The organism is Bradyrhizobium sp. NP1 (genome assembly GCF_030378205.1).
In the GTDB taxonomy this organism is placed as follows: domain Bacteria; phylum Pseudomonadota; class Alphaproteobacteria; order Rhizobiales; family Xanthobacteraceae; genus Bradyrhizobium.
Map to the genome: position 1 here is coordinate 4,211,522 of NZ_CP127385.1, position 23,512 is coordinate 4,235,033.

The 23,512-nt window shown below is 65.4% G+C and carries 22 protein-coding genes; 19 read left to right on the forward strand and 3 right to left on the reverse strand.

What is annotated here, in order from left to right; genetic code table 11:
- Positions 1-135 precede the first annotated feature (135 nt).
- The 10 genes from QOU61_RS20280 to aat all read left to right on the forward strand — a co-directional run bounded on the left by QOU61_RS20280 (position 136) and on the right by aat (position 10,252).
- Entirely contained in the window at positions 136-1,542 is a 1,407-nt protein-coding gene (locus QOU61_RS20280) for a M48 family metalloprotease (RefSeq protein WP_289652975.1), read from the forward strand.
- A gap of 83 nt (positions 1,543-1,625) precedes the next feature.
- Positions 1,626-2,390, forward strand: coding sequence for a DsbA family protein (locus QOU61_RS20285; RefSeq protein ID WP_289652976.1), 765 nt, complete (start codon positions 1,626-1,628; stop codon positions 2,388-2,390).
- 204 nt (positions 2,391-2,594) lie between these two features.
- Positions 2,595-3,431 (forward strand): DUF1236 domain-containing protein, encoded by an 837-nt coding sequence (locus QOU61_RS20290; RefSeq protein ID WP_289652977.1) that lies wholly within the window; start codon positions 2,595-2,597, stop codon positions 3,429-3,431.
- 235 nt (positions 3,432-3,666) lie between these two features.
- The gene (aroQ, locus tag QOU61_RS20295; RefSeq protein ID WP_289652978.1) at positions 3,667-4,161 is read left to right on the forward strand and encodes a type II 3-dehydroquinate dehydratase; all 495 of its coding nucleotides are present in this window, start codon (positions 3,667-3,669) and stop codon (positions 4,159-4,161) included.
- A 36-nt stretch (positions 4,162-4,197) separates the two neighbouring features.
- The gene (gene accB / locus QOU61_RS20300) at positions 4,198-4,674 is read left to right on the forward strand and encodes an acetyl-CoA carboxylase biotin carboxyl carrier protein (protein WP_289652979.1); all 477 of its coding nucleotides are present in this window, start codon (positions 4,198-4,200) and stop codon (positions 4,672-4,674) included.
- A gap of 78 nt (positions 4,675-4,752) precedes the next feature.
- A complete protein-coding gene (accC, locus tag QOU61_RS20305; protein ID WP_289652980.1) occupies positions 4,753-6,105 on the forward strand; it encodes an acetyl-CoA carboxylase biotin carboxylase subunit in 1,353 nt (450 codons plus the stop codon).
- A gap of 307 nt (positions 6,106-6,412) precedes the next feature.
- A complete protein-coding gene (locus tag QOU61_RS20310) occupies positions 6,413-7,927 on the forward strand; it encodes a sensor histidine kinase (RefSeq protein WP_289652981.1) in 1,515 nt (504 codons plus the stop codon).
- A complete protein-coding gene (locus tag QOU61_RS20315) occupies positions 7,924-8,364 on the forward strand; it encodes a response regulator (protein ID WP_289652982.1) in 441 nt (146 codons plus the stop codon). The genes QOU61_RS20310 and QOU61_RS20315 overlap by 4 nt, the downstream gene beginning before the upstream one ends.
- Positions 8,361-9,452 carry a sensor histidine kinase gene (locus QOU61_RS20320; RefSeq protein WP_289652983.1) on the forward strand — a complete coding sequence of 364 codons (1,092 nt, stop codon included), beginning with the start codon at positions 8,361-8,363 and terminating at the stop codon, positions 9,450-9,452. Before QOU61_RS20315 ends, QOU61_RS20320 begins: the two co-directional genes overlap by 4 nt.
- 119 nt (positions 9,453-9,571) lie before the next feature.
- Positions 9,572-10,252, forward strand: coding sequence for a leucyl/phenylalanyl-tRNA--protein transferase (aat, locus tag QOU61_RS20325; RefSeq protein WP_289652984.1), 681 nt, complete (start codon positions 9,572-9,574; stop codon positions 10,250-10,252).
- A 48-nt stretch (positions 10,253-10,300) separates the two neighbouring features.
- Here the strand turns inward: aat and QOU61_RS20330 are convergent, their stop codons facing one another.
- Complete coding sequence (locus tag QOU61_RS20330) at positions 10,301-11,287, reverse strand: DUF2155 domain-containing protein (protein ID WP_289652985.1); 987 nt, start codon at positions 11,285-11,287, stop codon at positions 10,301-10,303.
- Positions 11,288-11,492: 205 nt separating this feature from the next.
- Between QOU61_RS20330 and QOU61_RS20335 the strand changes: the two genes are divergently transcribed.
- The 7 genes from QOU61_RS20335 to QOU61_RS20365 all read left to right on the forward strand — a co-directional run bounded on the left by QOU61_RS20335 (position 11,493) and on the right by QOU61_RS20365 (position 19,675).
- Positions 11,493-12,272 carry an SDR family NAD(P)-dependent oxidoreductase gene (locus QOU61_RS20335; RefSeq protein ID WP_289652986.1) on the forward strand — a complete coding sequence of 260 codons (780 nt, stop codon included), beginning with the start codon at positions 11,493-11,495 and terminating at the stop codon, positions 12,270-12,272.
- A gap of 38 nt (positions 12,273-12,310) precedes the next feature.
- A complete protein-coding gene (gene lipP1, locus QOU61_RS20340; protein ID WP_289652987.1) occupies positions 12,311-13,255 on the forward strand; it encodes a LipP1 family hormone-sensitive lipase in 945 nt (314 codons plus the stop codon).
- A gap of 141 nt (positions 13,256-13,396) precedes the next feature.
- Positions 13,397-14,617, forward strand: coding sequence for an SLC13 family permease (locus QOU61_RS20345; RefSeq protein ID WP_289652988.1), 1,221 nt, complete (start codon positions 13,397-13,399; stop codon positions 14,615-14,617).
- A 309-nt stretch (positions 14,618-14,926) separates the two neighbouring features.
- The gene (locus QOU61_RS20350; protein ID WP_289652989.1) at positions 14,927-15,106 is read left to right on the forward strand and encodes a hypothetical protein; all 180 of its coding nucleotides are present in this window, start codon (positions 14,927-14,929) and stop codon (positions 15,104-15,106) included.
- A gap of 282 nt (positions 15,107-15,388) precedes the next feature.
- Positions 15,389-16,939, forward strand: a complete 1,551-nt coding sequence (locus QOU61_RS20355; RefSeq protein WP_289652990.1) for an MFS transporter — start codon at positions 15,389-15,391, stop codon at positions 16,937-16,939.
- A 9-nt stretch (positions 16,940-16,948) separates the two neighbouring features.
- Entirely contained in the window at positions 16,949-18,178 is a 1,230-nt protein-coding gene (locus QOU61_RS20360) for an HlyD family secretion protein (protein ID WP_289652991.1), read from the forward strand.
- Positions 18,179-18,220: 42 nt separating this feature from the next.
- Entirely contained in the window at positions 18,221-19,675 is a 1,455-nt protein-coding gene (locus QOU61_RS20365) for an efflux transporter outer membrane subunit (protein ID WP_289652992.1), read from the forward strand.
- A 72-nt stretch (positions 19,676-19,747) separates the two neighbouring features.
- On the opposite strand, the gene QOU61_RS20370 is transcribed toward QOU61_RS20365, so the two are convergent.
- Complete coding sequence (locus tag QOU61_RS20370) at positions 19,748-20,689, reverse strand: GlxA family transcriptional regulator (protein WP_289661624.1); 942 nt, start codon at positions 20,687-20,689, stop codon at positions 19,748-19,750.
- A gap of 119 nt (positions 20,690-20,808) precedes the next feature.
- Here QOU61_RS20370 and QOU61_RS20375 point away from each other — a divergent pair, with 119 nt between their 5' ends.
- Complete coding sequence (locus QOU61_RS20375; protein ID WP_289652993.1) at positions 20,809-21,495, forward strand: DJ-1/PfpI family protein; 687 nt, start codon at positions 20,809-20,811, stop codon at positions 21,493-21,495.
- Between the two features lie 303 nt (positions 21,496-21,798).
- On the opposite strand, the gene QOU61_RS20380 is transcribed toward QOU61_RS20375, so the two are convergent.
- Positions 21,799-22,209 carry an NADH:ubiquinone oxidoreductase subunit NDUFA12 gene (locus tag QOU61_RS20380; protein ID WP_289652994.1) on the reverse strand — a complete coding sequence of 137 codons (411 nt, stop codon included), beginning with the start codon at positions 22,207-22,209 and terminating at the stop codon, positions 21,799-21,801.
- Between the two features lie 182 nt (positions 22,210-22,391).
- On the opposite strand from QOU61_RS20380, the gene QOU61_RS20385 reads away from it, so the two are divergent.
- A complete protein-coding gene (locus QOU61_RS20385; RefSeq protein WP_289652995.1) occupies positions 22,392-23,030 on the forward strand; it encodes a BA14K family protein in 639 nt (212 codons plus the stop codon).
- The last annotated feature ends 482 nt before the right edge of the window (positions 23,031-23,512 follow it).

Consider the following 23,512-nt stretch of genomic DNA (forward strand, 5'->3'; position numbering starts at 1 on the left):
TGTCCGGAGAAATGAGGGCATTGGTGCCCCAGACTGGCCGCATTCGGCGGCTTGTTAGGGCCCAACTCCAGCCCGTTGTAGGGCATAACCCGGCCCGCCGCCGATCGTCAAAGACCGTCGCAAAAAGACTGCTCCATGCTGCTCCGCTTCGCGTTTCGCAGGAAGACCACCGGCCTGACCGCCCTTCTGGTGGCGGCGTCGCTTGCCCTGGTGCCGGTCGCCCCGGCCCTGGCGCAGGAGAACAGGGGGCCGCCGGTGCTGCGCGACACCGAAGCCGAAGCCCTGCTGCGCGAATATACCAGGCCGATCCTGCGCGCGGCCGGCCTCGAGAAGCAGAACATCCAGATCGTCATCATCAACGACAGCTCCTTCAACGCCTTCGTCGCCGATGGCCGCCGCATCTTCGTCAATTACGGCGCGATCATGCAGTCGGAGACGCCGAACCAGCTCATCGGCGTGCTGGCGCACGAGACCGGGCACCTGGCCGGCGGCCACCTCGCCAAGCTGCGCGAGCAGCTTGCGAACGCGCAGACCCAGATGATCATCGCCATGCTGCTCGGCGCCGGCGCGATCGCGGCGGGCGCGCGCAGCGGCGCCAACAATGGCCTCGCCAACGCCGGCGCGGCTGCGATCGCCGGTCCCCAGGAGATGATTCGCCGCTCGCTGTTGTCGTATCAGCGGCAGCAGGAAGAGAACGCCGACCGCGCCGGAGTGAAGTTCCTGACCGCCAGCGGCCAGTCCCCCAAGGGCATGTACGACACCTTCCGCCGCTTCACCAATGACAGCCTGTTCGCCGCGCGCGGCGCCGATCCCTATCTGCAATCGCACCCGATGCCGGCCGATCGCGTCGCCGCGCTCGAGGGGCTCGCGCGCTCCAGCCCCTATTGGGACAAGAAGGACGATCCGTCGCTGCAACAGCGCCATGACATGATGCGCGCCAAGATCTCCGCGTTCATGGAGCGGCAGGACACGGTCTATCGCCGCTACCCGCTCTCCAACGACAGCCTGCCGGCGCGCTACGCGCGCGCGATCACCACCTATCTGCATGGCGACATGCGCAACGCGCTCGCCCAGATCGACGCCCTGATCGCCAAAGAGCCGAACAACCCCTATTTCTACGAGCTGCGCGGCCAGGCGCTGCTGGAAGCCGGCAGGCCCGCCGAGGCGATCCCGGCGCTGCACAAGGCCATGCAACTCTCCAACAACGCGCCGCTGATCGAGATGCTGCTCGGCCAGGCGCTCGTTGCCACCGACAACAAGGCCTATACCGACGAAGCGATCCGCATCCTGCGCGCCGCCGTGGCGCGCGAGACCGAGGCGCCGCTCGGTTACACCCAGCTCGCGATGGCCTATGGCAAGAAGGGCGACTATGCGGAGGCCGACCTCGCTTCGGCCCAGGCCGCCTTCCTGCGCGGCGACAACAAGACCGCCCGCGACCTTGCGTCGCGTGCCAAGACCCGCTTCGCCATCGGCAGCCCCGGCTGGGTCAAAGCTGACGATATTGTGAGCGCGAAAATGCCCGCTGGGCAGAAGAGTAACTAGCCAAAAGCAACTAGGATCAACCCCGCGTCGACCCCGATCAGGGCGACTATCGCACGAACCGGCCTTTGCCAAAGGAATAGCCAATGCTTTCGTTCCGCATGCTCGCCCCCGCCTTGATCGCGCTCGCTCTCTGCGGCACGGGCCCTGCCTCGGCGCAAAGCTTCACCGATACCCAGCGCGGCGACATCGAGGTGATCGTCAGGAACTACCTGATCGCCCATCCCGAGGTGCTCGAAGAGGCGATGAACGAATTGAGCAAGCGCCAGGCCGCCGCGGAAGCCGCCAAGCACGAGGCCGCCATCACGCAGAACGCCGACACGATCTTCAATTCGCCGCGCGGCGTCACGCTCGGCAACAAGGACGGCGATGTCACCTTCGTCGAGTTCTTCGACTACAATTGCGGCTACTGCAAGCGGGCGATGACCGACATGCTCGACCTCATGAAGAGCGATCCGAAGCTGAAGGTCGTGCTCAAGGAATTCCCGGTGCTGAGCCAGGGCTCGATCGAGGCGGCGCAGGTCGCGGTTGCCGCGCGCATGCAGGATGCGAGCGGCAAGAAATATCTCGACTTCCACCAGAAACTGCTCGGCGGCCGCGGCCAGGCCGACAAGGCGCGCGCGCTCGCAGCCGCCAAGGATGCCGGCTTCGACATGGCGCGGATCGAGAAGGACATGGCAAGCCCCGAAGCCAAGGCGACCATCGAGGAGAATTTCAAGCTCGCGGAATCGATGGGCATGAACGGCACGCCGAGCTACGTGATCGGCAAGCAGGTGGTGGTCGGTGCGATCGGGCTCGACGGGCTGAAGGAGAAGATCAGCGCCGCCCGTTGCGGCAAGGCGACCTGCTGACCGCCGATCCGACGAACCGCAGACGGTTTTGTGCAAGGCCGGCGTTCGCGCCGGCCTTTTGCATTTGCGTGCGGCGCTCTGCCGCGGGTTTCGCTTTTATCGCCCGTTCAGAAAACAAACCCCGCGGAACCCGTGAAACGCAGGAACCTCTGACATCACGTTTCGTTGTCGCGCCGGGCAATGCAACACGTGAGGAGATTATTCATGAGGAATCGATTCTTGGTTTCGGCTGCTGCGGCGGCGCTGATCGCCGGCGCCGGTTTTGCGCATGCGCAGGGAACTGGCATGAGCAAGGAGTCCGGCGGCGCGAGCGGTGGTGCGACTACGCAGCACAGCGCGCCTTCCACCGGCAACTCCGCTGCGCCGTCGAACCGTGACGCGGCAGAACCGTCGGGCGGGATGAAGTCGTCGCAGACCGAGCAGAAGTCGCCGGCCGGCGACAAGGCCGCTCAGACCGAGCAGAAGTCGGGCACCGCCAAGGGCCAGCGCGCCGAAGAGAACACGCCCGGCCAGAAGTCGAAGAGCATGAGCTCGGAGAACGAGAAGGGCGCGTCCAAGGACATGAAGGCGGAAGGCCGCGAGGGCAAGGCGGAAGGCCGCGAGGGCCGTGACCGCGACCAGAACGCCGCCCAGAACCGCGAGGGCCGCGACCGCGATCAGAACGCGCAGAACCGCGAGGGCCGTGACCACGACCGCACGAATGCTCAGGGCACAACCGACCGCGATCGCATGAACGCGCAGGGCGAGCGGTCGCAGACCACGACCGGTCAGGCCGGCGCGGGCGCCAAGCTCTCCACGGAGCAACGCACCAAGATCACGACGGTGATCCGCGGCCAGCACGTTGCGCCGGTGACCAACGTCAACTTCTCGATCGCCGTGGGCACCCGCGTGCCGCGCGAGGGCGTGACGTTCCACGCGCTGCCGACCGAGGTCGTCTCGGTCTATCCGGAATGGCGCGGCTATGAGTTCTTCCTGGTGCGCGACCAGATCGTGGTCGTGGACCCCAGGACCCTCGAGATCGTGGCCGTCCTGGACGCCTGAGGCTTCTAGTGTCACGAGGCGAAAGGGCGGGCCTTGGCCCGCCCTTTTGTCGTCCCAGGCTTGCCCGCCAACCGCCTCTTTCAGCTTGGTTAACAGCCCCTATACGCCAGTTCTGCACAGGTTTTTCCGAGCCGGATGAGGGATTTGGGGGCCTTTCGGCCCAGTCTTGAGGCTTCCCCTTGCCGATGTTGTTACCTATAACCCCCGCCACCGCCGCCGCATTGCCGGGATTGGGATGGCCAAAACCTCGACCGACAGAACCACAACCGACACGATCTACGTGCTCAACGGGCCCAACCTCAACTTGCTGGGAACCCGTGAACCGGAGACCTATGGTCATGCCACGCTGGCCGATGTCGAAAGGCTGTGCGCGGAAACTGCGGCCCAATTCGGCCTCAAGGCCGACTGCCGGCAATCCAACCGCGAGGGCGAATTGATCGATTTCGTCCACGAGGCCCACGCGCGCAAGGCCTGCGGCATCATCATCAATGCCGGCGGCTACTCGCACACCTCGATCGCGCTGCATGATGCGCTGGCGGCCGTGAAAATCCCCACCGTCGAGGTGCACATCAGCAACATTCATGCCCGCGAGAGCTTCCGCCATCACTCCTTTACCGCGATGGCGGCGTTCGCCACCCTCGCCGGCTTCGGGATTGACGGCTACCGCCTCGCGATCAATGGTCTTGCCGCCCGCATCGGCCGCAAGGCAAGTACCAAGGCAAAAGCCTGACGCACCCGCCCCCTTAAGCTTTTCGGATCAGAGACCATGGCGCGCCAGCCTGAAGACAAAGCAGCCGCAACCATTTCAAACAACGACAGCGCTCTCATTCGCGAGCTCGCGCTGCTGCTCGACGAGACGAGTCTGAGCGAGATCGAGATCGAACGCTCGGGGCTGCGCGTGCGCGTCGCGCGCAACCTAAGCGTCGCGGCCTCGGTGCCTGCCTTCGCGCCGGCGGTGGCGGTGGCTACGCCGGCCGGCGCGGCGGCGCCAGTCGATTTCTCCAAACATCCTGGCGTCGTGCCCTCGCCGATGGTCGGCACCGCCTATTGGGCGCCGGAGCCGGGCGCGAAGCCATTCATCGAGGTCGGCGCCAAGGTTTCGGTGGGACAGACGCTGCTCATCATCGAAGCAATGAAGACCATGAACCAGATCCCCTCGCCGCGCGCCGGCACCGTGACGCAGATCCTTGTCGAGGACGGCCAGCCGGTCGAATTCGGCGAGCCGCTGGTGATTATCGAATAGGAGCGTGAATAGCGAACAGGGGGACGCACGCTTTTCCATTCGTTTTTCACTATTCGCTATTCGCCTCTTGGGACCCGCATGTTCGACAAGATCCTCATAGCCAACCGCGGCGAGATTGCGCTCCGCGTGCTGCGCGCGTGCAAGGAGCTCGGCATCGCCACGGTTGCGGTGCATTCCACCGCGGACGCCGACGCGATGCATGTACGGCTTGCCGACGAAAGCGTCTGCATCGGGCCACCGCCCTCGAAGGACAGCTACCTCAACGTTCCCGCCCTGCTTGCGGCCTGCGAGATCACCGGCGCCGATGCGGTGCATCCCGGCTACGGCTTCCTGTCGGAGAACGCCCGCTTCGCCGAAATCCTCGCCGACCACAATCTGCAGTTCATCGGGCCGAAGGCCGAGCATATCCGACTGATGGGCGACAAGATCGAGGCCAAGAAGACGGCCAAGCGGCTCGGCATTCCCGTGGTGCCCGGTTCCGACGGAGCGGTCGTCTCCGACGACGAGGCGATGGCAATCGCGAAAGCGATCGGCTTCCCGGTGCTGGTGAAGGCGGCCGCCGGTGGCGGCGGGCGCGGCATGAAGGTCGCACAGACGCCGGAAGATCTCGCAATAGCGCTTTCCACCGCCGCCACGGAGGCCAAATCCGCGTTCGGCGATGCCTCGGTCTATCTGGAGAAATACCTCCAGAAGCCGCGCCATATCGAGATCCAGGTGCTCGGCGACGGCCGCGGCGGCGCGATCCATCTGGGCGAGCGCGACTGCTCGCTGCAGCGTCGCCATCAGAAGGTCTGGGAGGAAGGGCCGTCGCCGGCGCTCGACGCCGCCCAGCGCAAGAAGATCGGCCTCACCGTCGCCAAGGCGATGCAGGAGCTGAAATATCTCGGCGTCGGCACCGTCGAGTTCCTCTACGAGGATGGCGAGTTCTATTTCATCGAGATGAACACCCGCATCCAGGTCGAGCATCCCGTCACCGAGATGATCACCGACATCGATCTGGTGCTGGAGCAGATCCGCATTGCCGCCGGCGGCGACCTGCCGATGACGCAGGACGAGGTGGCGATCATCGGCCACTCCATCGAGTGCCGCGTCAACGCCGAAAACCCGGTGACCTTCCGCCCCTCGCCCGGGCGGATCCAGCAGTATCATCCGCCCGGCGGCCTTGGCGTCCGCATCGATTCGGCGGTCTACCAGGGCTACGTCATCCCTCCCTATTACGACTCGCTGGTCGGCAAGCTGATCGTCCACGGCAAGACGCGCGCGGAGTGCCTGATGCGGCTGCGGCGGGCACTGGACGAGATGGTGGTCGAGGGGGTCGAGACCACACTGCCGCTGTTCCGCGCGCTGGTGCGGGAGCCCGCGATCATCGACGGCGACTACCACATCCACTGGCTGGAGCAGTATCTGGCCGGCCAGGCCGCCGGCGGCTAACCCTGCCCGATTTTTGACAATTTTCGGCTGTCCCGCGGGAACCGTTTGCCGGCTCGGTCGTTTTATTGGACCTGCCAATCTTCCGCTCGGGGGACTCGACAATTTCTTCACATCACACGCGAGGTGCTGGTGCCGCCCAGCGGCGCGGATTTGACGTTCGCTACCGATCTACCGCCCTTTCTCGATGCGAACGTCGGATCCAAAGCGCCATTGGCATCAATGTCTTGCTGGTGGTCCTTTAATTCCGACCTTCGCAAACGTGCCTTCTCAAGTGGGAAGCGAATTTCAGAATCGGACCACCAGCCGGGTGTCGAGGCGCGCCATCGGCCAAGCCCTGCTGCTCGCGGCGGGGTTTCTGGTGCTGGTCGCGATCAGCACCGCCTCTGTGATCCTGGTCAACAAGTCGCGCGAGGACAATGCACTGGTCGTGCATACGATCGAGGTGGAAAACCAGACGAACACGCTGTTGCTCGAGGTTCGCCGCGCCGAGAGCGCCGCGCGCGGCTACCTGCTCACGTCGGCGCCGGAGTTCCTCGCCGACCACCAGGGCGCGGTCGGAGCGGTCATGCCGGCGCTCGACAAGCTCGGCCAGCTGACGGCGGACAATCCGGTGCAGGTCGCTTCCGTCGCGAAGATGCGCGCGGCCGTGAAGCTGCGGCTCGACCAGTTCGCGCAGGAGATGGACCTCGTCAAGCGCGGCGACCCGGCCAGCGCCACCGCGCTGGTGCGCGAGGCCGCGGCCAGCGACACCACGGCCGCGATCCGCGATGTCGCCGATGCCATGCACAGGGAGGAAGACCGGCTGTTCGCGCTGCGCGCCGTCAACGCCGACCGCAGCCAGCGCCTCGCCTCGATGGTGACGCTCGCCGGCTCCGGGCTCGTGGTCGCGCTCGCCGGCATCTCGGTCTTGCTGGTTCGCCGCTCGACGCGGGCGCGCGACGAGGCGGAAGCGAAACTGCGCGACGCCAATGTCAACCTCGAAGTGACCGTCGACGAGCGTACCGCCGATCTGCGCGAAGCCAACGACGAGATCCAGCGCTTCGCCTATATCGTGAGCCACGACCTGCGCTCGCCGCTGGTCAACATCATGGGCTTCACCAGCGAGCTCGAGGAACTGCGCAACGACATCTTCCGGCGCATCGCCTCGCTCCGCCGCGTCGCTTCCGCCGCACCCGCGCCCGACATAGCGAGCGATGCCGCCGAGCCGGTGCTGGAGGGCGCCGACAAGCAGCTTTCCGACGATTTTTCGGAAGCGCTCGGCTTCATCAAGTCATCGATCGGCAAGATGGACCGCCTGATCACGGCAATCCTCAACCTGACCCGCGAAGGCCGCCGGCAGTTCGAGCCGGTCAGGATCGACATGTGCGAACTGATCGAGGCGATCGTCGCCACCCTCGCCCACCAGGCCACCGAGGCCAATGCCACGATCAAGATCGGCTCGCTGCCCGATATCGTCAGCGATCGCCTCGCACTGGAGCAGATCTTCTCCAACCTGATCGACAACGCCATCAAATACCTCAAGCCCGGAGGTCCCGGCGGGATCACGGTGCGCGGCCGCACCAAGCTCGGGTTTGCGATTTTCGAGGTCGCCGACAACGGCCGCGGCATCGATCCGAAGGATCATCAGCGCATTTTCGACCTTTTTCGCCGCGCCGGAACCCAGGACAAGCCCGGCCAGGGCATCGGATTGGCCCATGTCCGGGCCCTGGTGCGGCGGCTCGGGGGAACCATGTCGGTCTCCTCGGAACTCAATCAGGGCAGCACTTTCACCATCACATTGCCGATACAATGGGCAGCCAGTAACCGGAACGAGAATTCATGAACAAGCCCGTCACCATTATCATGATCGAGGACGACGAAGGCCACGCCCGGCTGATCGAGCGGAACATTCGGCGATCCGGTGTCAACAATGAGATCATCCCGTTCAGTAACGGTACAGAAGCGGTCGAATATCTGTTCGGCAAGGACGGTTCGGGTACCGTCCGAAAGGACGACGCGCTGTTGATCCTGCTCGATTTGAACCTGCCCGACATGACCGGCATCGATATTCTGCGCCAGGTCAAGCAGAACGAACATCTGAAATGCACGCCCGTGGTGGTGCTGACCACCACCGACGACTCGCAGGAGATCAAGCGCTGCTACGAACTCGGCTGCAACGTCTACATCACCAAGCCCGTCAACTACGAGAGCTTTGCCAATGCCATCCGGCAGCTTGGCCTGTTCTTCTCCGTGATCCAGGTGCCCTCGGCCGCAACATGAAATCCGCAACACCCACGCTGCTCTACATCGATGACGACGACGTGCTGGCGCGTCTGGTCGAGCGCGGCCTGGCGCGGCTCGGCTTCAAGGTCGTGCATGCGGCAAGCGGAACGGAGGGCCTCGATCGCCTCGCGCAAGGCGGCATCGACGTCATCGCGCTCGACCAGTACATGCCGGGCTTCGACGGCCTCGATACGCTCGAGCGCATCCTGGCGATCCCGAACGCGCCGCCGGTCGTGTTCGTGACCGCCTCGCAGGATTCGCAGATCGCGGTGACCGCGCTGAAGGCGGGCGCCGCCGACTATCTCGTCAAGGACGTGCAGGGCGACTTCATTCCGCTGCTGCAGGTCGCCGTCGACAGCGCGCTGCGCCAGGCCGCGCTGCAGCGGGCGCGCGACGAGGCGGAAGCCGAAGTGCATGCCTCGCGCGACCGTTTTGCCGCGCTCGCGGCGGAGCGCGAGCTCCTGCTGCGCGAGGTCAACCATCGCGTCGGCAACTCACTGCAGATCATCGCCTCGCTGTTGCATCTGCAGGCAAGCTCGGCGACCCAGGACGACGTCAAGGCGGCGCTCACCAACGCGATGGGGCGCGTCGCGGCGGTGGCCCAGGTGCATCGCCGGCTCTATACCTCGCATGACCTCAAAAGCGTGCTGCTCAACCAGTATCTCGACGCGCTGCTCGAGGATCTGCGCCGTTCAGCCGAAGGCAACCGCATGTCGCGCCTGACGCTGCGCGCCGAGCCGATCGAGATCGATCCGGACCGCGCGGTTGCGATCGGCATCATCGTCAACGAGCTCGTCATGAACGCGGTCAAGTACGCCTATCCCGACTGCGCCGGTCCGATTCACGTCGATCTCGCCGGCAAGGGCGGCGACATCGAGCTTTCGATCGCCGACGACGGCGTCGGCTACAACGCCAAATCCGATCCGCGCTCGACCGGCATGGGCCAGCGCATCGTCTCGGCGATGGCTGGCAAGCTCGGCGCCACCGTGGAACGCGATCCTGACCACGCCGGCACGCGCATCGTGCTGCGATTTGACCGCCAAGACCAGGCCGCAGTGAAACCTGCAAGCGCGGCGGCGAGCTAGCGGTTCGAGCCGGTGGACCTTTTGGATTTGACGTTCGCTTGAATCGCGGCAAATCGGGAGCGAAACATCAAGTCCGCTCCACTAGCCAGCGCGTTGCTTCGCCTGATATTGTCGCGCACATGACTTCGCGCGACTCCGCCTCGTCCGAAATCACGCCCGAAGTGCTGCTGCGCGCCTATGCCTGCGGCATCTTTCCGATGGCCGAAAGCGCCGACGATCCGACGCTGTTCTGGGTCGAACCGGAGATGCGCGGCGTGATTCCGCTCAACGGTTTTCGCATCGCTTCACGACTGGCGCGCACCGTGCGTTCCGATGTGTTCACCGTCACGGTCGACAGCGCGTTCAAGGCCGTGATCGACGGCTGCGCGGAGCCGCAGCAAGGCCGCGAAGACACCTGGATCAACAAGCGCATCCGCGATCTCTACGGCCGGCTGTACGAGATCGGCCATTGCCACAGCGTCGAGGTCTGGCAGGGCGACGACATCGTCGGCGGGCTCTATGGCGTCAGCCTTGGCCGCGCCTTCTTCGGTGAGAGCATGTTCCATCGCGTCCGCGACGCGTCCAAGGTCGCGCTGGTGCACCTCGTGGCGCGGCTGATCGCCGGCGGCTTCGAGCTGCTCGACACGCAATATGTTACCGAGCATCTGAAGAGCTTTGGTGCGATCGAAATCCCGCGCCGCCGCTATACGGCGCTGCTCGACAAGGCGGTGTCAGGCGAGCCCGCGGATTTCTCCAGGCTTGCGATCGACCGTCCGATCACGGGCACGGAGGCGCTCGCGATCATCGCGACGCGTGCATGATTGCGGCGTCAGGCGCTGGCGTGACGCTGCGTCTCGTCCGAACGCCTACTAGCGGAAAATCCCGAACAGGCCGCCTGATTGCGGCGGCGGTGGTGGCGGAGGCGGCGGCTGTTGCTGCTGCACCTGCTGTTGCACCGGCGGCGGACGTGGCGCCGCCTGCCTCGGCGGCGGCGGACGCTTCTGCGCGGGCGGCGGCGCGGGCGCGGCCTTCGGCGGATCGGGCTGCGCGCTCACCACCGTCTGCTCCGGACTTTTGCAGTCGGTGAGCCAGATGTCGTAGATCGGGTGCTCGATGCCGTGCAGGCCGGGGCTGGCCGCGAACATCCAGCCGGAAAAGATCCGCTTCACCTCGCCCTGCAGCGTGATCTCGTCGACCTCGACAAAGGCGTCGGTATTGGCGGCTTCGGTGGCGGGGCGCGTGTAGCAGGCGTCGGTCCTGACCCGCAGCGCGCCGAACTGGACGGTCTCGCCGATATCCTCATCGAAATTGATGATCCGGCCGGTGATCTTGTCGAGGCCGGAGAAGCTCGCCTTCTTGTTGATGATCTTCTGCGCCGGCGGTTCGGTCACGACCTCGTCGCCCGGCTGCAGGCTGGCGGGCACCTGCGGCACGCCTTTCGGCTGCCGCTGCCCAGGCGGCAGTCCCGGCAGTGTCGGATTGGCCCCCGGAGGCTGCGCATTCTGGCCAGGCTCGGGCGGCGCGACGGCAATCGCGGGCGGCACGTTCTGTGGAACGGCCGTCGTCCCCGGCGGCGGCGGAAGCGGCTGAGACTGGAACGCACCCGGTCCTGGCGCCCCCTGCCCCGGCAAGGGGCGGTTCGGGGTCGGCAACAGCCGCCCTTGCGGCAAGGCCGGCACCTCCTCGTCATCATCGGCCGGCGGCGGCGGCTGATTGCCGCGGGGGATGTTGCCGGGCGGGCGCAGCGGCGGATCGGAGAAGATGTTGCCGATCTGCGCCTGGGCCGGCGGCACAGACAACAGTGCGCTGGCGGCGATCAGCGCCGCAAGACCGGTCAGGACGATGGGTCGGAACATGGTTTGCGGCATCAAAAATCGAATCGGGGCGCACGTTATCCGCCGCGCGCATCGGACGGGTTAACACGCCGAATACGGCGGGGAAAGGGCGGCTGCCGACCCCTTCCCGGCCCGCCTTTCGTTTGAAATAGTCGCCGACCAGGGTCACGTCGGCAGGGCGCCGGCTCAAACCGCCGGCAGCGGCGGCTTACATGGGGAAAATCGCATGGCCGATCGCATTCGCCTGGACGGCAGGGTCGCCGTCGTGACGGGAGCCGCCGGCGTCATTGGAACCGCCACCCTGCAGCTCCTCGCTGAGCGCGGCGCGCGGATCGTCGCCGTCGACCGCCGCGAGGGCGACCTGAAAGCCGCGATCCGCGACCTGCCGGCCTCAGCGCAGGCGCTCGCGCTTGCCGCCGATGTCACTGACGAGGACGAGGTCGCAGGCAATGTCCGCGCCACAGTGGAGAAATTCGGTTCGATCGACGTCTTCTACAACAATGCCGGGATAGAAGGCGAGATCCGCTCGATCACCGACTATCCGCTCGAAACATTCCGCAAGGTGATCGACGTCAACGTGGTCGGCGTCTTCCTCGGCTTGAAGCACGTGCTGCCGGTCATGCTGAAGCAGAATCGCGGCAGCATCATCAACACCGCGTCGATCGCGGGCCTCGTCGGCTCGCCGCAGATCGCGGTCTACAGCGCGAGCAAGCATGCGGTGATCGGGCTGACCAAAAGCGCGGCATGGGAATGCACGGGTACCGGCGTGCGCGTCAACTGCGTCTGTCCCGGCCTGATCGACAGCCGCATGCTCAGCGCCATCATCCAGGGCCGCAGCGGCGTCAACGCGCCCGCGCCCAACGACAAGCTCGTCGAGCGGATTCCGGCCCGCCGCCTCGGGCGGCCTGCCGAAGTCGCATCCATCGTCGCCTTCCTCGCCTCCGACGAGGCGAGCTACGTCACCGGCTCAGCCTACACCGTCGACGGCGGCCGCACCGCCGCCTAACCCATCACCATTCCCGCAGCAAAGCAGGTTCGTTCAACATGCCCGTCGTTCTCGATGCCGATGCCAGCGCCGTTTACAAGGCCTTCCAGGAAGCCGGCCGGCCGCCTTACGAGACGCTGACCGCGCCAGAAGCGCGCGCCTATTACCTCGCCGCGCGCCTCGTCACCAACCCCGAGCCGCCGGAGCTGAAATCGGTCGAGCCGCTTTCGATCCCCGCCGCGCATGGTGCGATCCCGGCGCGCCGCTATATCCCGAACAAGCTGCGCCAAACGAATGGGCTTGCGCCCTGTCTGGTATTCTTTCATGGCGGCGGCTGGGTGATCGGCGATCTCGAGACCCATGACGTGGCCTGCCGCAAGCTCGCCGATGAAGCGGAGATGATCGTCATCGCCGTCGACTACCGGCTTGCGCCCGAGCACAAATTCCCCGCCGCCGTCGACGATGCGATCACGGCGGTGAAATGGATCGCCGCCAATGCCTCCGCGCTCGGCATCGACGCGACGCGCCTTGTGGTGGGCGGCGACAGCGCCGGCGGCAACCTCGCTGCCGTGGTCGCGCTCGCCGCGCGCGACGGCGACGGCCCGAAGCTCGCGGGCCAGGTGCTGGTCTACCCAGCGACTGATTTTTCCCGAAAACATCCCTCGCACCGCGAGCCCGAGACCTCGGTGCTGCTCACTCACACCGTCGTTACCTGGTTCATGGGCCACTATATCGGCAACGGCGACATCAACGACTGGCGCGCCTCGCCGGCGCGCGCGAAGACGCTGGCCGGCCTGCCGCCGGCCTATGTGCTCACCGCCGGCGCCGATCCCCTGCGCGACGAGGGCGACGAGTACGCGAAGCGGCTGAAAGAGGCCGGCGTGAGCGTGACCTGGCGCAGCTTTCCCGGCCAGTTCCACGGCTTCTTCACCATGGGCAAGCTGCTGCCGCAGGCCAATATCGCCGCAAGCGAGATCGCGACCTGGCTAAAGGAACTTGGCTAAAGGAACTTGGCTGAAGGCGCTGGGCTGAAAGGGCTGCGTCGTCAGCTTTGCGGCGATTGACCGCCTTGCGTCCGCCGCGCGCCCGCGATAGCCGCGGCGGCTGGGACAAGCAATCCGCCGTCGATGCGGTGAACAGAGGTCATGTTGGCTCCGATCCTGATCTACGGCATACCGTTCGAGTTCGTCCTTTTCGCGCTGACGCTGGCGGGCATCGCGCTATTCCACCATCACACGCTGCCGATCGCACTCGCCGGCCTTGCGGCGGTCGTCGCCTACAAGCTCGCCTTCACCGGCTTCAAGTTCGGCCCCGGCGTCGGCGGCCTGGCGGAGCTGATGCGGCATGAATGGGTCACGCTCGCGAATCTCTTTCTGCTGCTGATGGGCTTTGCGCTGCTGTCGCGCCATTTCGAGGAGAGCCGGATTCCCGACGAAATGCCGGCGTTGCTGCCGCACGACTGGAAGGGCGGCACGCTGCTGTTGTGCATCGTGTTCGTGCTGTCGGGCTTTCTCGACAACATCGCAGCCGCCCTGATCGGCGGAACGGCGGCGCGCCACGTGTTTCGCGGCAAGGTCCATGTCGGCTATCTCGCGGCGATTGTGGCCGCGGCCAATGCCGGGGGCGCCGGCAGCGTGGTCGGCGACACCACCACCACCATGATGTGGATCGACGGGGTCAGCCCGCTCACCGTGCTCGACGCCTATGTCGGCGCGGTCGCCGCATTGCTGGTGTTTGCCATCCCTGCTTCGATCCTGCAGCAGCGTTTTTCGCCGATCGTCGGCAAGCCGCCAAGCGGGCTGAAAATCGATCGGGCGCGGGTCGTCATCGTCGCCATTGTGCTGCTCGCGGCGATGTCCGCGAACGTGACCGCCAATGTCTATTTCCCGATCGTGCAGGACCACCTCCCCGTGCTTGGGCTCGCGGTGTGGATCGCGCTGCTTGTCACGGCAGTGCTGCGGCGGCCGGACTGGTCGGTGCTGCCCGAGAGCTTCAAGGGCACCATCTTCCTGCTCGCATTGGTGCTGGCCGCCTCCATGATGCCGGTCGACAAGCTGCCGGCCGCCAGCGCCTCGACCGCGTTCGGGCTCGGCATCGTCTCCGCGGTGTTCGACAACATTCCGCTCACCGCGCTCGCGCTGAAGCAGGGCGGCTATGATTGGGGATTTCTCGCCTATGCCGTCGGATTCGGCGGCTCGATGGTCTGGTTCGGCTCTTCCGCCGGCGTTGCGCTGTCAAACATGTATCCCGAGGCGAAGTCGGTGGGACTTTGGCTCAGAGGCGGCTGGCCGATCGTCATCGCCTATGTCGTCGGCTTCGTCGCGATGCTCGCGCTGGTCGGATGGCATCCCGACGCGCCGCATTAGTCCAATGGGCCATTGCCGGATCGAGCTGCGCCCTTGAGCTCCTCGACAGGCCATCGCGTGCGCATCGAGATCGCCTGCATAAGGCGACCGTAAAAGCGTGCCAGGAACCGCGGTCGCGCCCGGGAATATTCACAAGCAACGGGTGATCTGAAAGGAGGTGGTGGACCAACGTCGCGTGCGACACCACTGGCTCCGCATCATTGCGGGCGAATGAAGGTTGTCGTGCATCCGATGCGTATCATGAAAACGTGATCGCATTGGCGGCAATACGCGAGTCGTCGAACTTCGCGAGATCAGGAGCCGTCCCCGGTGCATCGCGTCATCCATCTCATCGCGCGACTGCTCTGGATCACCATGCAGGAAACACTCGATCCGTTGTCCGGCAGGGTGCTCGATCTGGCCGTAAGGATCGGCGTTGCGTTCATTGTCATCGCGATAGCCTACATCGTCGTGAGGCATATGCCGGGAGTCCATCTTTCAGGTGTTTGAGAACCGGCGCATGACGACGGCTTGAGCCTCGTCCCGCTTCAGTCCGCGCGGCGCGGCGCCTGCGGGGCTGGCCGACGGCGGGCGCGCCGCATCCGCTTCGGATCGCGAAAGCCTGCCTTGCCGTGCAGATGGCTGCCTGACCAGCCTTTCTAAAACGGAATTTAGTGGTGTCGGCGGATGGAGCCCCCTACGTCAGCGTCATGCATTCGGCGCGCTGCGGCGTCACATAAATTTTCCGGCTCCAAGTAGCTTCTGCCTATCGGGGAAGAGTTAGCAGATCCGATGGATATCAAGCCCCTCTTTGGCCTCGGCGGTGTGCTCATCGCTGCTACGATGTCCCAATTCAACGATCAAGTAACAGCTATCGCGCTCACCGACGTCAGCGGTGCGCTTGGGATCAGCCACGATTCCCAAACCTGGATCGAGAGCCTGTATGTGTCGGCAGAAATCATCGGCATGGCGACCTCGCCCTGGCTGCTGACGACTTTCACCTTGAGGCGTTGGACGCTGTTTGCAGTCGCGCTGTGCGGAGCCTCGAGCGTGCTGATCCCGTTCAGCCCGAACATCGAGGCGATCTACGCCTTGCGGCTGCTGCAGGGGCTCGCGGGCGGCCTGATCATCCCGCTGCTGATGGCGACGGCTTTGCGTGTTCTCACCCCGAACATCCGGCTTTACGGCCTCGCCGTCTACGCGTTGACTGCGACCTTCACGCCTGCGCTGGCCTCGACGGTGGCCGCGTTTTGGACGGATAGCGTGGATTGGCGTTTCGTGTTCCTGCAAACGATCCCGCTCTGCTCTCTGGCGGGCGTTCTCGTGTGGTACTGCCTGCCTCAGGATCAGCCGAGATACGAACGCTTCAGAATGCTGGACTGGCGCGGCCTGCTGCTTCTGGTGATCGGGACCGGCGCCTTGAGCACCATGCTGTATCAGGGCGACCGGCTGGACTGGTTCAACTCACGGCTGATCTGCGTCCTCGCCCTGGTGAGTGGCATCGCCATCCCGTTGCTGCTGGTCAATGAATGGTTCCACCCTTTGCCGCTTCTCAAGCTGCAGATGCTCGGCCGGCGCAACTTCGCTTACGGCGCGCTCGGCTTGTTCACCTTTCTGGTTATCGGCCAATCGGCTTCCACTGTGCCCTTGCGATATCTGCAGGAAGTGCAGGGTTACCGGCCGCTGCAATCCAACCTGATCACGCTGGAGATTGCGACGCTGCAACTCGCGATGCTGCCTGCCATGGCGCTGCTGTTGGATTACAAGCGGGTCGATTCGCGCGTCGTCAGCTTGCTGGGGCTGGGATTGATCCTGGCATCCTGCATCGGCTCGTCCTTTCTGACGATTTATTGGAACCGGGATCAATTCTATTTTTGGCAGCTGCTCCAGGCGGTCGGTCAACCGATGGTGGTCATGCCGCTGCTGATGATGGCCACCAATACCGTTGCCAGCCCGGCAGAAGGCCCTTTCGCGTCCGCGCTGGTTAACACACCGCGCGCCCTCGCCGAGGCAGCGAGCGTCTGGTTCCTGGCGTTGATCGATCGCTGGCGCAACGCGTTGCATTCCGACCGCATCATCGACGAGGCTGGCCAGGACCGCTGGCGGGTGATCCAGGGCAACGGCGTGCTGCCCCAGTATCCACCTCCGTTGATGCCAAACGGTCAGCCCCGCGTGCTGAACAGCCTGGAAGCCTTCAGCCACGCCGTCGAGCAGCAGGTAACGATCTTATCGACGAGCGACACCTTCCTCATCCTCGGAGCCCTGACCGTGTTCTTGATGGTCGTGGTGATGACCCTGCCTGCCCGCACCATCCCGCCGCGCATCCTCTTTGCAAAGCACTAGGAAACGCGCATGGCCGACGACGTAGCCGAACTCGAGACGCGCCCCGCCGAGCCGAAGCGGAACGAAAAGCCGAAGCCGGCTTCAGCGCGCGAGAACGACGATCAAACCCAACCGAAGAATGAAAATTCGAAGGAACGGGAGGTGCAGGAAGCCGACAAGCTTCCCAGGCCTCTGCCGCGCTGGCCTCTCGCTCTGGCCGGACTGGTCGTCGTGATCTTTGCCGCGACGGTGCTGTACATCATTTTCCGGCCACGTCCGGACGTATGGACCGACGATGCTTATGTGATGGTTCATTACGCCACGATCGCACCGCGCATCTCCGGTCAGGTCGCCACAGTGCCGGTTGACGACAACGACGTCGTCAAATCAGGACAAGTGCTCGCGACGCTCGACCCGCGCGACAATGAAACCGCGCTCGCTTCCGCCGAGGCGGCAGTCGCGCGCGACAGATCCCAATTGGAAGAAATCTCCGCGACCGTGTCGCGCCAGCCGTCGATCATCAAAGAACAGCAAGCCGCCGTTGCATCGGCGCGCGCCAAGCTCACCTTCGCTCAGGACAATGCACGGCGCTACGGCAATCTCGCCGTGACGGGAGCCGGCACCATGCAGGAACACCAGCAGGCGGACAGCGCGCTTCAGGAGGCCCAGGCCTCGCTTGACGGCGCCGAGGCCTCGCTCGACGCGGCGCGCCGGCAATTGGACGTGCTCGAGGCCCAGCGATCTGCGACGGAAGCAGCGGTGAAGGCCGATGAGGCTCGACTTGAACAAGCCAAGCTGAACTTGTCTTATACGCAGATTCGAGCGCCGATCGACGGGATGGCAGGTGAGCGATCCGTACAGGTCGGGAACTATGTCGGCGCGGGCACGACGCTGATGACGGTTGTGCCTCTCGACCAGGCCTACATCGAAGCGAACTATCGCGAAGTGGATCTGCTGCATGTCCGCAGCGGCCAGCCGGTCACGATCCATCTGGACGCCTATGACGTCGACCTCCGGGGCAAAGTGGACAGCGTCCCTCCGGCTTCCGGCGCGGCCTTTGCGCCCATCGCGCCCAACAATGCCACCGGCAACTTCACCAAGATCGTGCAACGGCTGCCGGTCAAGATCGTGGTGACGCCCGGGCAGCCTTTGGCTAAGCTTCTGCGCGTTGGCCTGTCGGTCGAGACCACCATTCATACGGGACTGGAGGACGTCGTGGATGAGCAGCGCAGATCAAACGACCGCGTGACCGGGCATTGATTGGTGCGTGCCTTACCTCTTGCGGCGCGCCTCTCCGGTCCGATGTTGGGCATCGGTCTGGCCGGCTGCATCGTTGGGCCGGACTACCAGCGGCCGGAGATTGCTGCGGCGCCAGCGCGGACGCCGCTAGAGACCGCGGAGGTGCCCAGCCGAACCGTCGAGGGCAAGATCGATCCGGCATGGTGGAAGAGCTTCCGCGACCCCGAGCTTTCCTCGCTCGTCGAACGGCTGGCGCTGCAAAACCTTGATCTCAAGACCGCGGCGGAACGCGTGGTCCAGAGCGTGGCGCAGCGCCAAGTCGCGGTTTCACAGGGACTGCCGCACGTCGAAGGGCAGTCCTTGACGACTTATAATCGGCAGAGCCCGAACGGCCCGCTCTCTCTGCTCACGCCTGCGCCCGGCGCGCCTTTGGAATACGCCCTGTTCCGAGATGGCTTGACGTCATCATGGCAACTCGACCTGTTCGGCCGCGTTCGGCGAGCCGTGGAAGCAGCCGACGCCAACACCCTGGCGGCCGTGGAGAACCGGCACGGCGTCGCGCTCGCGGCGCTCACCGAACTGGCGCAAAGCTACGTGCAATTGCGCGGAACGCAGAACCGGCTTGAGATCGCGAAACGCAACCTCCGTCTGGCCGATGAGAACGTCGAGCTTGTGAACACGCGTTTCGGTAGCGGAGTCGCCACCACGCTCGACCTGTCGCAAGCCCGGGCTCAACGGGCCACCATCGCCGCGAGCCTGCCGCCGTTGCGGATCCAGGAGGCGGAGCTCATCAATGCCATCGGACTGCTGTTGGGCGACGCTCCCCGCGCGCTCGAGGCCGAGTTGCGCCGCTCCCGGATGCTGCCGCGCCCGCCGCGCAGGGTTCCGGTGGGCTTGCCCGGGACGCTCGTGCGCCGCCGCCCGGACGTACGCGAAGCCGAGGCGCGCCTGCATGAAGCCACGGCACAGACCGGCGTCGCGGTGGCGAGCTTCTACCCCGACGTGACATTGAACGGCGCGCTCAATGCGGAAAGCTTGCACCTGAGCAATCTGTTCACCCCGGCGTCGGCCGCATTCGCGGTGGGGCCGTCGATCTCCATTCCGATCTTCGAAGGCGGGCGGTTGCGGGGCGTCCTGACGCTCCGCGAATCGCAACAACGGGAAGCGGCCATCTTCTTTCAGAAAACGGTGTTGCGGGCCTGGAAGGAGGTCGATGATGCCCTGACGGCCTATCGCGAAGCGCAACTGCGGCGCGCCGAGATTGCCCGGTCGGTCACGGAAAATCAGGCCGCCCTGCAAGCCGCCAGGCAACGCTACTCGGAGGGCGCGATCGACTTCCTGAATATCATCGCGACACTGGCCCAGCTGCTGCAGAGTGAAAACGATCTTGCCGACAGCGATACGCAGATCGCGATTGATCTCGTCAATCTCTATCGCACCCTCGGCGGAGGATGGGAGGTCGCAGATGTCGCCTATGATAAAGACGGCGTGCTGCGACAGGAAATCAGAGCGCCATAGAACGCTGCTACCGGATCGCTGTCATCGGCGGATATGAGCGCTTCGTGAGTCCACGCCCTCGAGCGAAACCGCTCACCCCGCCCGCGCCGCGCGGCGCAGCGCCTGCGGCGGCTGCCCGAAGGCGCGGATGAAGGCGCGCCGCATCCGCTCCGGATCGCGAAAGCCCGTCGCCTCCGCCACGCGCTCGATCGCTTCGCCGGACGCCTGCACGCGGGCGCGGGCCACCTCGACGCGCAGCCGCTCGATGGCCTTCGACGGCGTCGTGCCGGTCTCGGCGGTGAAGGCGCGGGCGAAGTGCCGCGCGCTCATGCCGGCACGCTCGGCCAGCTGGTCGACCGAAAGCTTTTCGTCGAGATGCTCGCGCGCCCAGCTCAGCAGCCCTCCGAAGCGCCCGTTCGGCGTCTTCAATTCCAGCAGCGAGGAGAATTGCGACTGGCCGCCGCTGCGGCGATGATAGAGCACGAGCTGGCGCGCGGTCTTTTGCGCGATCTCGTCGCCGAAATCCTCCGCCACCATGGCAAGCGCAAGATCGATGCCGGCGGTGATGCCGGCCGAGGTCCAGATGTTGCCGTCGCGGACGAATATCTGGTCGGCTTCGAGCTTCACCTTCGGATAGGCTGACAGGAAATGCCGCGTACGTCCCCAATGCGTGGTGGCGCGCCGGCCATCGAGCAGGCCGGCTTCCGCGAGAATGTAGGCGCCGGAGCAGACGCTGGCCACGCGCACGCCGCGCCGCTCGGCCGCGCGCACGAAGGCGATCGTGGTGGCGGAGCGCGCCGCCGTGCGCACGCCCTCCCCGCCGACCACGATCAGCGTGGTCAGCGCCGAAGCCGGCCGCAGGCCCCGCGCCAGCATCTCCACTCCCGAGGAGCTGCGCACCAGGCCAGCATTTTCAGCCACCACACGGATGGCGGGCGCGGCCTGGCCCGCGAAGCGGCCGGCGATCTCGAACACCGAGATCGGCCCGGCTGCGTCCAGGACCTGGAAATCGGGAAACACCAGGATGCCGATCATCGCGCTCACGCCTTGAAGCGATAAGTCCGAAATGTCCAGAAACGAGGGAAATATGCCATTTCGGACAATAACCCACCATGCGAGGATGATCAGGTCAAGCGCATTTGAAAGGCTCTCTCATGTCGACGCCGCTTCAGATCGGTTTCGTGATCTTTCCCCGCGTGACCCAGCTCGACCTCACCGGTCCGGTGCAGGTGTTCTCCAGCGTGCCGGGCGCGCAGGTGCACCTGATCTGGAAACGCATCGAGCCCGTGCCCAGCGATTCCGTGCTGACGCTGACGCCGACCACGACTTTTGCCGAGTGCCCGCAACTCGATGTGATCTGCGTGCCGGGCGGGCTCGGCACCGACGACCTGGTCAATGACGAGGAGGTGCTGGCCTTCCTGCGCCGTCAGGCGGCGCGCGCGCAATACGTCACGTCGGTCTGCACCGGCTCGCTGGTGCTCGGCGCCGCCGGGCTGCTGCGGGGCTATCGCGCCGCGACGCACTGGACCGCGATGGATTTCCTCACCGCCTTCGGCGCGATCCCGACCCCGACACGGGTCTGCATCGACCGCAACCGCATCACCGGCGGCGGCGTCACCGCCGGCATCGATTTCGCGCTGACGCTGGTGTCGCTGATGCTCGACCGCCGCACCGCCGAGGCGATCCAGCTCCGGATCGAATACAACCCGGCGCCACCCTTCACATCCGGCTCGCCCGATACCGCGCCGGCCGAGCTCGTCGCGATGATCAGGGAGCGGATCGCGCCAGCGCAGGCACGGCGCGCGGAGAAGATGCAGCAGGCCGCGGCGCGGCTGGCATAGCCGCGGATCGCAAACAGAAAAAGGCCGCCCGGTTTCCCAGGCGGCCTTTCCGTCTCACGGCAGCCACACATTAGCGGGCGATTTCAGGACCGCTGCACCGGGGGCCTATCTCCCGGCCGCATCCTACTCGGTGGCCGCTGCATATCGGGACAGTCGCGATTCTGTTGCCCGACCCGACGCGATGGTTTCCCATCTCCGTAAGATGACCCTATTGAGCCTCACGCGCGGGTCGAGCGCAAGCAGGCGCGCAACCGATGTCCCCGCAGTTCACGCTGTTCACAGCCGCGCTTCGCCGCGCGGGCTTCAGCTTCCCGGCGTCCAGGGTTGGTAGTCGCCGGTCGCCTTCGGCCGCCGGCCGCTCGCCAGCGTCGAGCCGGAGGGCCGATAGGCCTGCGGCGTTCCCGTCATGTTGGGAACGTGGGACTTTTCCCATTCCCGCGGCACGTAGTTCTCCGCGGTGGGCGGCACGTCGACGGTGTGGTGAATCCACCCGTGCCACGCGGGGGGAATGCGGCTCGCCTCGGCATAGCCATTATAGATCACCCAGCGGCGCTCGAAGTGCAGCGTGGGGTCAATCTTGCCGCCACGCGTCCGGTAGTAGCGGTTGCCCTGCTCGTCCTGGCCGACCAGCTCGCCGAACCGCCAGGTCCACAATTGGGTCCCGAAGGTCTGGCTGTTCCACCATGTGAAGAGCTTGAGGAAAAACTGTTTCATGCGGCGGCTTGACCTCTGATTTGCGACCCCTGATGCCATCGGCGGCTCAAATTGTCCAGTAACGAGGCTATCGCCGGCCAAACCGGGCCGCACAGCCGATCACGATGGTTTCGGGGTCCATCCCGGGAACGTCCGCATGACCAGCGGGTTTAACCCCTATCTCGCAGATGGAGTCCAGAACAATGACCAGCAAGACGTTTTTAAGTACCGTTGCCGCACTCGCGTTGCTTGTGCCCGTGATGGCATCGACCGCCAGCTATGCCCAGGCCGATCGGGTCGGCGGCGGTAGGGGCGCCGTGTCCGCAGGCGCTCACGCCGGCGGCGGTGCCGGGATGCGCGCTGGCGGTGGTGGTGGCATGCGCGCCGGCGGCGGCGGTGGTGGCATGCGCGTCGGTACTGCGCCCACGATGGGCGGCGGCGCACCGGCGGCTCGCTTCGCGGCCGGCCCGGTTGACGCACGTCCGGGCGGCGCGGCATGGAGCGGCGGTGGCCGCACCTGGAGCGGCGGACGTACCGCCTGGAACGGCGGCGGCGGCTATCGCCATAATCGCGGCTGGTGGCCTGGCGCCGTTGCGGCAGGCGCGGTCGCCGGCGCTGCGATCGCGGCGGGCGACTCCTACGCCTATTATGGCGGCCCCGACTACTACGATGACAATGGCGGCGTAGCCTATTACGACGGCGGCTATGTCGATGACGGCGCGGTCGCCGTGGTCGGCGGCGGCGGCGCTGACCCTGCCTATTGCGCGCAGCGTTATCGCTCCTACGATCCGGCCTCCGGCACCTATCTCGGCTATGACGGGATGCGGCATCCCTGCCCGTAGCATCAGCTACACCTGACAGAGCAGGCGGCGCGAGGCTCGCGCCGCCTGCTTTGCGTGACATGTCCGCACACAATGCCGCGGGACGCTTCCAAGCCCGCGCCGGCCAAATGGTTCCGAGACTGTCTAGTGTGGCGGTTCAGAAGTCCGCATCATTATCGCCGCAAGTTCGTCGTGCGGACTTCTGAACCAAAGCCACACTAGATCAATAAGTTGCTAGTGTCCCTTCGATTCCGAAGTTCGCAAACGAGGGGCCGCAGAACGATGCGAACTTCGGAATCGGGACACTAGCCGGATTCCGGCGCGCAACAGCGCCCGGATCGCTGTGCGGCGGCCTCCCGCCGAGACCGAACACAGAACGAGTGTTCCAACCCCAACACTCGCTCCCTCCTTTGTGAGGGATTTTTGCGCGTGCCGAAATCAAATGACCACTAGCAAAATCCGGCATTCTGGTGGAGCCTCGCATTTGACATTCGCTTCGCGGT